The following is a 13,270-nucleotide window of genomic DNA, read 5'->3' as shown; positions in this document are numbered from 1 at the left end:
CTGACACCCCATATCTGCATAGGGCCGCAAGGCGTGACGAAATGCTGCTGCTGATCGACAACTACGACAGCTTTACCTTCAACCTCGTCCACTACCTGGGCGAGTTGGGGGCGGACTGCGTCGTGAAACGCAACGACGCGCTGAACGTGCAGGAGGCGATGGCGCTGAACCCCTCCGGCATCATCCTGTCCCCCGGTCCCTGCGACCCCGACCGCGCCGGCATCTGCCTTGCCCTGATCGAGGCCGCGGCCGAGACGAACACCCCGCTCTTCGGCGTCTGCCTCGGGCACCAGGCCATTGGCCAGGCCTTCGGCGGCAAGGTCGTGCGCGCGGGCGAGATCGTTCACGGCAAGATGGGCCACATCCTGCACGAAGGTCGCGGCGTCTTCGCCGGGCTTCCGTCCCCCCTGAAAGGCACGCGCTACCATTCGCTCGTCGTCGAGCGCGCGAGCCTGCCGGACAGCCTCGAGGTCACCGCCTGGTTGGAGGACGGCACGATCATGGGCCTGCGTCACCGCGAGAAGCCGATCGAAGGCGTTCAGTTCCACCCCGAGTCGATCCGCTCCGAGCATGGTCACACCCTTCTGAAGAATTTCCTCTCCCGCGTGCCGGAGCCCGCATGAGCGACGCGATGAAACCCCTGATCTACGCCGCCTCCGAAGGGCCGCTGTCCCGCTCGCAGGCGACCGAGGCCTTCCGCATCATCTTCGAGGGCGCCGCGACGCCCGCGCAGATGGCGGGCCTTCTGATGGCGATGCGCGCCCGGGGCGAGGCCGTGTCGGAATACGCCGCCGCCGCCGCCGTCATGCGCTCGAAATGCTCGGCGGTCCGCGCGCCCGAAGGTGCAATGGACATCGTCGGCACCGGCGGCGACGGCAAGGGCACGCTCAACATCTCGACCGCGACCGCCTTCGTCGTCGCGGGCGCGGGCGTGCCGGTGGCGAAGCACGGCAACCGCAACCTGTCGTCGAAGTCGGGAGCGGCCGACGTTCAGGGCCAGATGGGCATCGACGTCATGGTCGGCCCCGAGGTCGTCGAGCGCGCGCTGCAGGAGGTCGGCATCGGCTTCATGATGGCGCCCATGCACCACCCGGCGATGAAGCACGTCATGCCCGTCCGCCAGGAACTCGGATGCAAGACGATCTTCAACATCCTGGGACCCCTGACGAATCCGGCAGGCGTCAAGCGCCAGCTTACCGGCGCCTTCGCCATCGACCTGATCCATCCGATGGCCGAGACGCTGCAGCTTCTGGGGTCCGAGGCCGCCTGGCTGGTCCACGGCGCGGACGGCACCGACGAGATCTCGATCTCCGGCACCACCTCTGCCGCGATCCTGAAGGACGGCGAGATCACTTCGGCCGAGATCCACCCCGAGGATGCAGGCCTGCCCGTTCACCCCTTCCGCGACATCCTGGGCGGCACGCCCGAGGAGAACGCGACCGCCTTCCGCGCGCTGCTCGACGGTCAGCCCGGCGCCTACCGCGACGCGGTCATTCTGAACGCCGCCGCTGCCCTCGTGATCGCCGAAAAGGCGGCCGACCTGCACGAGGGCGCGGCGATCGCCGCCGAAAGCATCGACTCGGGCGCGGCGCGCGGCAAGCTCGAGGGGCTGGCGCGCGTCACCTCCGGCGCGTGATTTCGCCGGACCTTGGCGACTGGGCCGACCTGCCCTTCTTCGACCGCGACTGGCCGCGGCTCCAGGCGGCGATCGCCGTCGAGACGCGACTGATCCTGCCGCCAGAAGATCAACGCTTCGCCGCCCTCTCCCGCTGCCAGCCCGACGCCACCCGCGTCGTGATCCTGGGGCAGGACCCCTACCCGACCCCGGGCCACGCCAACGGCCTCGCCTTCTCGGTCGCCGAGGGTGTGAAGCTGCCCCCGTCGCTGAAGAACATCTTCCGCGAGATGAAGGACGATCTGGGCCGCGCACCGGCGAGCGGAGACCTGTCGCCCTGGGCCGACCAGGGCGTTCTCCTCCTCAACACCGCGCTTTCGGTCCCGGCAGGCGTCAAGAACGGCCACGCCTCCCTCGGCTGGCGTCGACTGACCGAGGAGGTGATGGCGCGCCTGTCGGACCGCCCTCGCGCCTTCGTCCTCTGGGGCGCGCCGGCGCAGTCCTTCCGGCGGTTCGTGACCGGAGACGGCCATCTCTTCCTGGAAAGTCCGCACCCCTCGCCCCTGTCGGCCTATCGCGGGTTCTTCGGCTCGCGCCCGTTCAGCCGGGTCAACACCTGGCTCGACGGGCGGGGTGAGACGCCGGTCGACTGGGCCTGACGCATCGGACTGATGCGTATTTGGGGCAAGATGAAGCGGAAGGCGCGCCCTGCCCTTCATCTTGCCGAAAATACGCGGACAAGTCCCGCGCCGCCGGCGCTTTCCTCGGGCCGGCGAACAGGTTATCCACGGGCCATGACCGACGTTCTGGACCACATCAAGGCCTACAAGCTGGACGAGATCGCCGCCGCCAAGGTCGCGCGGCCGCTGTCCGGCGTCGAGGACGCCGCGCGGGCCGCCTCCGCGCCGAGGGGGTTCGCGCATGCGCTCGTGCAGGCCTCCCGGACCGGCTATGGCCTCATCGCCGAGATCAAGAAGGCGAGCCCGTCGAAGGGCCTGATCCGGCCCGACTTCGATCCGCCCGCGCTGGCCCGCGCCTATGAGGCCGGAGGGGCTACCTGCCTGTCCGTCCTGACCGATGCGCCGTCGTTCCAGGGCGCACCTGGCTTTCTGACGGCGGCGCGAGACGCTGTGGCGTTGCCCTGCCTCAGGAAGGACTTCCTCTACGACACCTACCAGGTCGCCGAGGCGCGGGCCTGGGGCGCGGATTGCATCCTCATCATCATGGCGAGCGTGTCCGACGCGCAGGCCGCCGAGCTGGAGGCCGCAGCGACCGACTGGGGCATGGACGTCCTCGTCGAGGTCCACGACGAGGCCGATCTCGACCGCGCGCTTGCGCTGAAGTCGCCGCTTCTCGGCGTGAACAACCGCAACCTCCGCACCTTCGAGACCGACCTCGGCACGACCGAGAGGCTGGCTGCCCGCGTGCCCGGGGGCAAGATGCTGGTGGCAGAAAGCGGGCTTGTCACGCCGGACGACCTGGCACGTCTCGCCCGCGTCGGGGCGCGGACGTTCCTGATCGGCGAAAGCCTGATGCGGCAGGCCGATGTGACGGCCGCCACCCGCGCGATCCTTGCCGACCCCGTACCAGCATGAGCGGGCTGACCCACTTCGACGGACAGGGCCACGCGCATATGGTCGACGTGTCCGGCAAGGCCGTCACAGACCGCCTTGCGGTCGCAGAGGGCTGGGTGAGGATGCGTGCCGAAACTCTTGATCTCATTACCGAAGGTCGTGCGAAGAAGGGCGACGTCCTGTCCGTCTCGCGGCTGGCGGGCATCATGGGCGCGAAGAAGACGGCCGAGCTGATCCCGCTCTGCCATCCCCTACCGATCACCAAGGTCGCACTGGACCTGACCGCCGACCCCTCGCGGCCCGGCATCCGCGTCGAGGCAAGCGTCAAGACCTCGGGCCAGACCGGCGTCGAGATGGAGGCGCTGACCGCCGTCGCCGTGGCCTGCCTCACCGTCTACGACATGGTGAAGGCGGTCGAGAAGGGCATGGTGATCGAGGACGTGCGCCTTCTGCTCAAGGACGGCGGCAAATCGGGCCGCTACGAGGCGGCCGGGTGATTTCGGTCGACGAGGCGCTGGCCCATGTCTTCGCGCTGGTCACGCGAGTGGACTCCGAAGAGGTGCCCCTGCGGAACGCCGCGGGCCGCGTTCTGGCGGCAGATGTGGTGGCGCTCCGGAACCAGCCGCCGTTCCGCGCCTCGGTCATGGACGGCTATGCCGTCGCGGGCGACGGGCCCTGGCGCGTCGTGGGCCAGGCGGCGGCGGGTCACGCCTTTGCGGGCTCGGTCGCTGACGGCGATGCGGTGCGGATCTTCACGGGCGGCGTCGTGCCCGAAGGTGCCGACAGGGTCGTGATCCAGGAGGATGTCGTCGTCACCGGCGAACGGATTTCGCTTGGTGCAGGTCCGGATTCAGAACGCTACATCAGGGAGATAGGGGCGGACTTCAAGGTGGGCGACCGCCTGGCCGCGCCGCGCCGCCTGACGCCCGCCGACGTGGCGCTTGCCGCGTCGATGAACGTGCCCCGTGTGACGGTCGCGCGGCGTCCCCGCCTCGCGATCATCGCCACCGGCGACGAACTGGTGATGCCGGGCGAAGACCCTCGTCCCGACCAGATCATCGCGTCGAACAGCTTCGGCCTCGCCGCGATGGCCGAGGCGGAGGGCGCCGAAGTCAGGCTACTTCCGGTCGCGCGCGACACCCGCGCCTCGCTCACGACGGTCTTCGGCCTTGCACGCGACGCCGACCTTGTCGTGACCATCGGTGGGGCGTCCGTGGGCGACCACGACCTTGTCGGCGAGGTCGCCGCCGACCTCGGGATGGAACGTGCCTTCTACAAGATCGCGATGCGGCCCGGAAAGCCGCTGATGGCTGGGCGTATGGGACAGGCGGCGATGGTCGGGCTGCCAGGGAACCCGGTTTCAGCCATGGTCTGCGGGCATCTTTTCCTTCGGCCGATGCTGCGCGCGATGCAGGGCCTGCCCGCCGAGAGACTGCGCGAAGGCGAGGCCATCCTGTCCGCTCCGCTTGGGCCGAACGGTCCGCGTCAGCATTACATGCGCGCTTGCCGCGACGACGACGGCATCCGGGCGGCCGAGCGGCAGGACAGTTCGCTTCTCACCGTCCTCGCGGGTGCGAACGTGCTGATCGTGCGTCCGCCGCACGATCCCGCACGCCACGTCGGGGAGCAGGTTAGGTACATAAACCTTTAAAGAGTTTGACACAAAACGGGAACGCGACTAGAACATCGCCTGAACACATGGCCACAGCCGGTGGATCGATCAGAGGAGGTTCACGTCGATGCTGACCCGCAAGCAACTGGATTTGTTGGATTTCATCAACAAGCGTTTACAGCGTGACGGCGTTCCGCCCTCGTTCGACGAAATGAAGGAGGCGCTGGACCTCCGCTCGAAGTCCGGCATCCACCGGCTCATCACGGCGCTCGAGGAACGCGGCTTCATCCGCCGCCTCGCACACCGCGCGCGCGCCATCGAAATCGTCAAGCTGCCAGAGGCGCTCGAGAGGAAGAGCGCCGCGCTGTCGTCGGTCGGGTCGCCGGGCGGGTTCCGCCCTCGCGTGATCGAAGGCGACCGTCCCACCTCGCGGCCCGCATCCGCCATGTCGGTCGACTCCGGGGCGATGGACCTGCCCGTCATGGGCCGCATCGCCGCCGGCGTTCCGATCGAGGCGATCAGCGAGGTCAGCCACACCGTCTCTGTCCCAAACCAGATGGTCGGCAAGGGGCACCATTACGCGCTCGAGGTGAAGGGCGACTCGATGATCGAGGCAGGTATCAACGACGGCGACATCGTGGTGATCCGCGAGACATCGACCGCCGAGACAGGCGACATCGTCGTGGCGCTGGTCGAGGATCAGGAGGCGACCCTCAAGCGGTTCCGCCGTTCCGGAAGCTCGATCGCTCTCGAGGCCGCCAACCCCGCCTACGAGACGCGGCTTTACCGCGATGACCAGGTCAAGGTTCAGGGCCGTCTCGTCGGGCTTATCCGTACCTACTGAGGCTGACGCGACCACAGCCTGTCTCCCGTCCGGTCCCGGGCCGAAACGACCTTCGGCCCGTCCTCTCCCGCCTCAATGGCTAGCGCACCGATCAGTGCCAGACGCCGGGCGTCGTAGACATCGCATCCGGGTGGCGTCTCGGCGCGGATGTTCACAACCACCAGCGCCGCCTCACCGCAGGCAGCCAGCGCCTCGGCCGCTGCGACCTTTCCGGTGGCGTGGAGGATCGTGCCCCCTCCCACCTCGAAGCGGCGCAGACGACCTTCGGTGCGGAACGCAAGCCTCTCGGCCGCTTGCGCCTGCGTCGCGCCGTCACCGTCGTTCTCGAGCCAGCTTTTGGCAGCGAAGCCGTCGCCTTTTCCCTTCGAGAGCGCCCTGCCCTGATCCGTCATCACGCCTACGAGCCCGCCCGTCTCGGACACGAGCGCCTCTGGCCGGACCGCCGCAGCCCAGAGCATCATCGCCGCGACGACGACTGGCCCCCCCAAAACCCGCCAGCGCCCTTGCCAGAGCACGATCCAGAGACCTCCGACCGTCAGAAGCGGAAGGACCGTGCCCGGCGGCGAGATGACGAAGCTCAACGCCCCCGGCCAGCCGGCGACCGTCTCGGCCACGCCGAGGATCCACAGGATCGCGGGCTTCATCAGGCCAAGGCCGAGCCCGGACAGCCCGAAGGGCCAGAGAAGGGCTGCCAGCACCGCAGCCGGCATCACGACGAGGCCCATCAACGGCACCGACACGACGTTCGCCAGAAGACCGTAGTGCGGCACCTGGTTGAAATGCGCCGCGGCGACGGGGGCCGTCGCAAGCCCGGCGACGAAGGACGACAGGACGACGCCCCCGGCCCAATACGCCCATTTCGGACCGCGCCAGGCCCGATCGCGGAGCGCGCCATAGACCGCAACCAACGCAATGGTGGCCGCGAAGGACATTTGGAAGCCGGGCCCGGTCAGCGCCTCGGGGCGCAACGCAAGCACCACGAGGGCGGCCATCGCGACGGCCCGCAACGTGATCGCGCGGCGGTCGATCAGGACGGCGGCGAACATCATCGCGACCATGACGAAGGCGCGCTCGGTCGCGACATTCCCGCCCGAGAGCGCCAGATAGACGACGCCCGCCACGAGCGCACCCACGGCGGCGATCTTCTTCGACGGCAGGCGCAGCGCCGCCCCCGGAATGGCCGCGAGCGTCAGACGCAGCGCGCCGAAGACGAAGCCTGTGAGAAGGCCCATGTGCAGACCCGAAATGGCGAGCAGATGCGCAAGGTTCGAGGCGCGGAGCGCGTCGAGCGTCGGCCGGTCGAGCCCGGCCCGGTCTCCTGTCGTGATCGCCGAGGCGAAGGCGCCGGCCCGACCCGGCAGCGCTGCCTGGACCGCCGCGCTGATCCTCATGCGCAGACGGTAGAGGGCAAGGGTCAGGCCATCCCGCTCGGGTTCGGCCAGCAGGAGAAGCGGCGTCCGGGTATATCCGACCGCCCCCAGCCCGTCGAACCATGCCTGGCGTCGGAAATCATAGCCGCCTGGCTCGACCGCGCCGCCGGGCGGCGAGAGGTTGGCGGTCAGGATCACGGTCTGCCCGGGTTCCGGCGTGACGAATACCCGTTCACCGTGGAGGGCGATACGCACCCTGCCGGGTGTCCGGGCAGGCGGCACGCTCGACAGCCGCACGCGGTCGAGCGTCACGCGGACCGCGTCCGACGCCGAGCGGTCGATCTCGACGATCCTGCCCTCGACCGAACCGTAATAGCGCCAGCCGAGCGTGACGTCCGCTACCTGGTGCGCGCGCAGGCCAGCCGTGGAGAAACCGGCCAGGGTGACGAGAATGGCCATGAGCAGAAGGCGAAGCGTCTCGGCCCCAAACCTGAATATCGCCGCGCAACATACTGCCAACGCGAGGATTCCCCACCAGTGCTGCGCATTTGGCTCGACCCTCAGACCGAAGTAGATCGCGATCCCGGTCGCATAGAGAACCGCGATCCACGGGAAAAGGTGCCCCCTTTGGCGGTCGAGAGCGGTCAGGATCGAATTCGGCGGCACCCTTGAGACATCCCGGCGGCTTGGCTACACCACGGCGAGCCTTAGGGCTTTCATGGTTTCCAGAAGGTTAAGGCCCGCATGTCCGAGCGTCCCGTCGTCACCCGCTTCGCGCCCTCGCCCACAGGCTATCTGCACATCGGGGGCGCGCGGACGGCGCTGTTCAACTGGCTCTATGCCCGGCATTGCGGGGGCAAATTCCTGCTGCGGATCGAGGACACCGACCGCGCACGCTCCACGCCCGAGGCGACCGAGGCGATCCTGAAGGGCCTCACATGGCTCGGGCTCGACTGGGACGGCGAGGCCGTCAGCCAATTCGAGCGTGCGGACCGCCACGCCGAGGTCGCACGCGAGATGCTGGCGCGGGGTGCGGCCTACAAGTGCTTCTCGACGCAGGACGAGATCGAGGCCTTCCGCGAGGCGGCGCGCGCGAAGAACGAAAGCACCCTCTTCCGCTCGCCCTGGCGCGACGTGCCCGAGGCCGATCATCCGGACGCGCCTTTCGCCATCCGCGTGAAGGCGCCGCGCGAGGGACAGACGGTGATCCGCGACCGCGTGCAGGGCGACGTGACCATCCGAAACGACCAGCTCGACGACATGATCGTCCTGCGGTCGGACGGCACACCCGTCTACATGCTGGCCGTCGTGGTTGACGATCACGACATGGGGGTGACCCACGTCATCCGGGGCGACGACCACCTCAACAACGCCGCCCGCCAGATGCTGGTCTACGACGCCATGGGATGGGAGGTGCCGGTCTGGGCGCATATCCCGCTGATCCACGGTGAGGACGGCAAGAAGCTGTCGAAGCGTCACGGCGCGCTTGGGGTCGAGGAGTGGGCGGCCGAGGGCTGGCCCGCGTCCGCGATGCGCAACTATCTGGCGCGGCTCGGGTGGTCCCATGGGGACGACGAGTTCTTCACCGATGCGCAGGCGATCCAATGGTTCGACCTCGACGGCATTCGTCAGGCGCCCGCCCGGTTTGATACCAAGAAGCTGGCCAATCTCTCGGGTCAGCACATCGCGGCGACCGACGATGCTGCACTCGTAGCGCAGATTCAGGAATATTTGAGCCTTTCCGGTCAAAAGGCGCTGACGCCGACCCAGCAATCGGACTTGAACCGCGCCATGTACTGTCTGAAGGACCGCGCAAAGACCTATCCGGAACTCCTTGAAAAGGCGTTCTTTGTGCTCACCGGCAGACCCGTCGAGCCGGACGAGAAATCGGCGGCGGCGCTCGACGCGGTATCCCGTAGTATACTGCTTGAATTGACGCCGCACCTGCGAAATGCTAGCTGGAACCGCGACACGCTCGAAGCTGTGGTGGGGGGCGTCGCCACGGCGCACCAGACCAAGCTCGGCAAGCTTGCGGGCCCGCTTCGGGCCGCTCTATCCGGACGCTCCGTCTCTCCCAGTGTCTTCGACATGATGCTGGTCCTCGGGCGCGAGGAAACGGTCGCCCGGCTTGAAGACGCCGCCCGACCTCCGGCGGCCTGAGCCGGTCCGCGACGACGAACACGCGCCCGCCATTCCGCGGGACACCAAGGACAGGGAACGACATGGCTGAGACGACAAAGACCGCCAAACTCTCCTTCGATGGCAAGGATTACGATCTTCCCATGATGTCGCCGACCGCCGGACCGGACGTCGTGGACATCCGCAAGCTCTACGGCCAGGCCGATATTTTCACCTATGACCCCGGCTTCACCTCGACCGCTTCCTGCGAGTCGACGATCACCTTCATCGACGGCGACAAGGGCGAGCTTCTGCACCGCGGCTATCCCATCGACCAGCTTGCCGAGAAGTCGCACTTCCTCGAGGTCTGCTACCTCCTGCTCTACGGCGAATTGCCGAGCGCCGAGCAGCTTGAGGATTTCGAGGGCCGCGTCACCAAGCACACCATGCTGCACGAGCAGATGCAGTACTTCTTCCGCGGCTTCCGGCGCGACGCGCACCCGATGGCGACCATGGTCGGCGTCGTCGGCGCCATGTCGGCCTTCTATCACGACTCGACCGACATCGCGGACCCCTGGCAGCGCGAGGTCGCCTCGATCCGCCTGATCGCCAAGATGCCGACGATTGCGGCCTGGGCCTACAAGTACTCCATCGGCCAGCCCTTCGTGTATCCGAGGAACGACCTCGACTACGCGGCGAACTTCCTGCACATGTGCTTCGCCGTCCCGGCCGAGACCTATGAGGTCAACCCGATCGTCGCCCGCGCGATGGACCGCATCTTCACGCTCCACGCCGACCACGAGCAGAACGCCTCGACCTCGACGGTGCGGCTGGCGTCGTCCTCGGGCGCCAACCCCTTCGCCTGCATCGCCGCCGGCATCGCCTGCCTCTGGGGCCCGGCGCATGGCGGCGCGAACCAGGCCGCGCTGGAGATGCTGCGCGAGATCGGCTCGCCGAACCGCATCCCCGAATTCATCGAGCGCGCGAAGGACAAGAACGACCCCTTCCGCCTGATGGGCTTCGGACACCGCGTCTACAAGAACTTCGACCCGCGCGCGAAGGTGATGAAGCAGTCGGCGGACGAGGTGCTCGATCTGCTGGGGATCGAGAACAACCCGACGCTCCAGGTCGCCAAGCAACTGGAAGAGATCGCCGTCAAGGACGACTACTTCATCGAGAAGAAGCTCTATCCGAACGTCGATTTCTATTCCGGCATCATCCTCGACGCGATCGGCTTCCCGACTTCGATGTTCACGCCCATCTTCGCTGTCGCGCGCACCGTCGGCTGGATCAGCCAGTGGAAAGAGATGATCGCCGACCCGGCGATGAAGATCGGCCGCCCGCGTCAGCTTTACGTGGGCGCCACACGGCGAGATTATGTCGACGTCGAGGACAGATAGTTTCTAAGCCCCTTCAATTGTTGGGGTTTCTGGACATTCGCCATGTTTTTGCCTCCCGGTCGTCACGAATGTGACGGAACCGGGAGGAAATGCTGACCGCGGAACGGGGCTTTGACTCACGCGGAGGGACAGCATGACAAGCATGGAATTTCTGATCGAGGGCGGCGTCAACGTACGCGTGACGGTGACCGAGATCGACGGCAATCTCGAGTTCAACGTCCACGTCCTCCAGCCCGGCGAAGAGGGCTATACGGGCCAGATCGGAGAGATCAACGGTCTCTTCTTCGACCTCAGCGCAGACGTCTCGGGCTTTGTCGGGATGTCCTCGACTGATGAGGACGGCGGCAGCCTGTTCACGGTCGTCGACGAGGGCTCGGTGTCGAACCTGGGCGGCGGCATCAACATCAACGGAGAGGTCCTGAAGGAATTCGGCGCCTTCGACGTGGGGGTCCTCCTCGACCCGACCGGCCTCGGCAACGGCGACCTTCAGGACATCACCTTCACACTCGACGCGGACGATCCTCTGACGCTGGCCGACGTGGCGCTGCAGGACTTCGCGGTGCGCCTGACTTCCGTCGGCGACCCCGACGGGTCGCGCAGCGGCTCGCTGAAGCTGGGCACGACGGCACCTGAAGAGCCCGACGACGAGATCGAGGATCCGACCGACGGCGGCGAAGGCGGCGGCGACGGTTCGGATGGCGGAAACGGTGGCGACGGGTCCGACGGTGGCGACGGACCGGACGGCGGCGACGGCGGAGATGGTTCGGACGGCGGCGACGGTGGGGACGGATCGGACGGCGGCGACGGCGGAGATGGTTCGGACGGCGGCGACGGTGGCGACGGAACGGATGGTGGCGACGGCGGAGATGGTTCTGACGGCGGCGACGGCGGCGACGGTTCTGACGGCGGCGACGGCGGCGACGGTTCTGACGGCGGCGACGGCGGCGACGGTTCTGACGGCGGCGACGGCGGCGACGGTGAAGAGCAATCCGGCAACGACGCGATCGACGACTTCCTGACCGCCTCGCCGGATGCGATCTTCGGCGTCGTGGACGAATTCTTCGAACTCGGCTCCGGCCCGTTCAGCCTGCTCGACAACGACATGACCGATACGGGCGGAATGTACGAGGGCGACGTCCTCGCCGTGAACGACGAGACCCTAGATCAGACCGACGAGCTCGATTTCGTCGAGGTGCCGGGTTCGGCCGGAGGTCTGCTGAGGGTCTACGAGAACGGCTCCGTCGACTTCAGCGCAAACGGAGAGTTCGGCGACGAGGAGAAGGAAACGACGTTCGAATACACCATCGAGGGCGGCGACACCGCCACGATCACCATTCTCGTCACCCCGAACGCCGGGGACGGTGGCGGCGGGATCGATCTTCCGCCGATCGACGCCGAGGGCGGCGACTTCTTCAACCTGATCTGACGGTCAGCGGACGAAACCAACCGGCGGCGTTACGGCGCCGCCGGTTTGCGTTAGGATGAGGCCCATGACAGACGATCACCCCCTCATCGCCTTCCCGCCGCCCCTGGCCTTCGCTGCCGCGCTGGCAGCAACCTGGCTCCTGTCGCGCTACCTGCCCCTCGGCGTCCTTGGACGGGACGTATCGGGCATAGGCTGGGTGGTGATGGCGGCGGGCCTAGCCCTCGCGGCGACGGGCGCCCTGACCTTCCGGCGGAGGGGAACCAACGTGAACCCCTACAAGCCAGCGCTCGGGATCGTCGCGACGGGACCCTACAGGTTCACGCGCAACCCCATGTACCTCGGCATGATCGTCTTCACGGCGGGCTTCGGTCTGACGCTTGTCACCCTATGGGGACCGATCGTGGCGGTTGGTCTCGGCATTCTCCTCGACGTCTTCGTCGTGCGGCGCGAGGAAGCCTACCTGTCCGCGAAGTTCGGGTCCGATTACACGGCCTTGTGCGACCGGACGCGCCGCTGGCTCTAGGGCGTCAGCGGCCCTCGTAGTCGGCCGGCCTTTTCTCGAGGAAGGCCATCACGCCTTCTTGGAAGTCTCGGGACTGGCCGCAGCGGCCCTGAAGCTTCGCCTCGAGGAGAAGCTGCTCGTCGAGTGTGTTGCCGTAGGTGCCCCGGATCGCCTCCTTCGCGGCGGCATAGGCGACGGTCGGGCCCTTGGCGAGCTTCGCGGTCCGGCCACGCCAGTGCGCCTCGAAGTCGGCATCTGGCACCGCCTCCCAGATCATGCCCCACTCCGCCGCCTGCCGGGCGGGCACGGGTTCGGCGAAAAGGGCAGCCCCCATGGCGCGGGCAAAGCCCACCTGGCGCGGCAGCCAGTAGGTGCCGCCCGCATCGGGAATCAGGCCGATGCGCGTGAAGGCCTGGAGGAAGACCGCGCTTTCGGTGGCGATGACAACATCTGCCGCCAGCGCGATGTTGGCCCCTGCCCCCGCCGCCGCCCCGCCCACGGCCGAGATCGTCGGCACCGGACAGTCGTAGATCGCGCGCAGGAGAGGCTCGTATTCGTCCCTCAGCGTGCGCTCGAGGTTGGCCGAGGCCAGCGACTGGTTGCGGTCCGACAGGTCCTGCCCCGAGCAGAAGGCGCCGCCCGCCCCCGTCAGCACGACCGCCCGCGCTTCCTTGCCGGCAGCCTGCACGGCGTGCAGAAGCTCGGCCCGCATCTGCCGGTTCAAGGCGTTCTTCACCTCGGGCCGATTCAGCGTGATCTCGGCATAGCCGTCGCGATACGTCAGGCGGATGGTCTGGTAGTCCATGAGG

At 67.6% G+C, this 13,270-nt stretch carries 13 protein-coding genes; 11 read left to right on the top strand and 2 right to left on the bottom strand.

Translation table 11 applies throughout. From position 1 onward, the window contains the following. The first annotated feature begins 41 nt into the window (after positions 1 to 41). The 7 genes from EF888_RS09090 (at position 42) to lexA (ending at position 5,645) form a co-directional block, all read left to right on the top strand. Positions 42 to 623, top strand: coding sequence for an anthranilate synthase component II (locus tag EF888_RS09090; protein WP_109758695.1), 582 nt, complete (start codon positions 42 to 44; stop codon positions 621 to 623). Beyond that, the gene (trpD, locus tag EF888_RS09085) at positions 620 to 1,636 is read left to right on the top strand and encodes an anthranilate phosphoribosyltransferase (RefSeq protein WP_109758694.1); all 1,017 of its coding nucleotides are present in this window, start codon (positions 620 to 622) and stop codon (positions 1,634 to 1,636) included. Before EF888_RS09090 ends, trpD begins: the two co-directional genes overlap by 4 nt. Then, positions 1,633 to 2,274, top strand: a complete 642-nt coding sequence (locus EF888_RS09080; protein ID WP_420902663.1) for a uracil-DNA glycosylase — start codon at positions 1,633 to 1,635, stop codon at positions 2,272 to 2,274. Before trpD ends, EF888_RS09080 begins: the two co-directional genes overlap by 4 nt. 135 nt (positions 2,275 to 2,409) lie before the next feature. After that, the gene (gene trpC, locus EF888_RS09075; RefSeq protein ID WP_109759010.1) at positions 2,410 to 3,210 is read left to right on the top strand and encodes an indole-3-glycerol phosphate synthase TrpC; all 801 of its coding nucleotides are present in this window, start codon (positions 2,410 to 2,412) and stop codon (positions 3,208 to 3,210) included. Continuing rightward, a complete protein-coding gene (gene moaC / locus EF888_RS09070) occupies positions 3,207 to 3,686 on the top strand; it encodes a cyclic pyranopterin monophosphate synthase MoaC (RefSeq protein WP_109758693.1) in 480 nt (159 codons plus the stop codon). Before trpC ends, moaC begins: the two co-directional genes overlap by 4 nt. Then, positions 3,683 to 4,840, top strand: coding sequence for a molybdopterin molybdotransferase MoeA (locus EF888_RS09065; RefSeq protein ID WP_109758692.1), 1,158 nt, complete (start codon positions 3,683 to 3,685; stop codon positions 4,838 to 4,840). The genes moaC and EF888_RS09065 overlap by 4 nt, the downstream gene beginning before the upstream one ends. An 88-nt stretch (positions 4,841 to 4,928) precedes the next feature. Next, positions 4,929 to 5,645, top strand: coding sequence for a transcriptional repressor LexA (gene lexA, locus EF888_RS09060; protein WP_109758691.1), 717 nt, complete (start codon positions 4,929 to 4,931; stop codon positions 5,643 to 5,645). Here lexA and EF888_RS09055 read toward each other — a convergent pair. Continuing rightward, on the bottom strand, positions 5,639 to 7,681 hold the full coding sequence (locus EF888_RS09055; RefSeq protein ID WP_109758690.1) for a ComEC/Rec2 family competence protein: 2,043 nt from the start codon (positions 7,679 to 7,681) through the stop codon (positions 5,639 to 5,641). The two genes, lexA and EF888_RS09055, sit on opposite strands and share 7 nt — an antisense overlap. A 78-nt stretch (positions 7,682 to 7,759) precedes the next feature. On the opposite strand from EF888_RS09055, the gene gltX reads away from it, so the two are divergent. From gltX to EF888_RS09035, 4 genes are all read left to right on the top strand, one after another. After that, a complete protein-coding gene (gltX, locus tag EF888_RS09050) occupies positions 7,760 to 9,175 on the top strand; it encodes a glutamate--tRNA ligase (RefSeq protein WP_109758689.1) in 1,416 nt (471 codons plus the stop codon). 62 nt (positions 9,176 to 9,237) lie between these two features. Beyond that, positions 9,238 to 10,533 carry a citrate synthase gene (gene gltA, locus EF888_RS09045; protein ID WP_109758688.1) on the top strand — a complete coding sequence of 432 codons (1,296 nt, stop codon included), beginning with the start codon at positions 9,238 to 9,240 and terminating at the stop codon, positions 10,531 to 10,533. 133 nt (positions 10,534 to 10,666) lie between these two features. After that, positions 10,667 to 11,959: a hypothetical protein gene (locus EF888_RS22065; RefSeq protein WP_206508479.1), complete on the top strand. Its 1,293-nt coding sequence runs from the start codon at positions 10,667 to 10,669 to the stop codon at positions 11,957 to 11,959. Positions 11,960 to 12,023: 64 nt separating this feature from the next. Then, positions 12,024 to 12,482 (top strand): methyltransferase family protein, encoded by a 459-nt coding sequence (locus EF888_RS09035; RefSeq protein WP_164721633.1) that lies wholly within the window; start codon positions 12,024 to 12,026, stop codon positions 12,480 to 12,482. Positions 12,483 to 12,486: 4 nt separating this feature from the next. On the opposite strand, the gene EF888_RS09030 is transcribed toward EF888_RS09035, so the two are convergent. Continuing rightward, positions 12,487 to 13,266, bottom strand: coding sequence for an enoyl-CoA hydratase-related protein (locus EF888_RS09030; RefSeq protein ID WP_109758686.1), 780 nt, complete (start codon positions 13,264 to 13,266; stop codon positions 12,487 to 12,489). Between the last annotated feature and the right edge of the window lie 4 nt (positions 13,267 to 13,270).

Origin of the sequence: Silicimonas algicola (assembly GCF_003970735.1) — a bacterium.
Classification (GTDB): domain Bacteria; phylum Pseudomonadota; class Alphaproteobacteria; order Rhodobacterales; family Rhodobacteraceae; genus Silicimonas; species Silicimonas algicola.
This window is presented reverse-complemented; position numbering and strand designations above follow the sequence as displayed.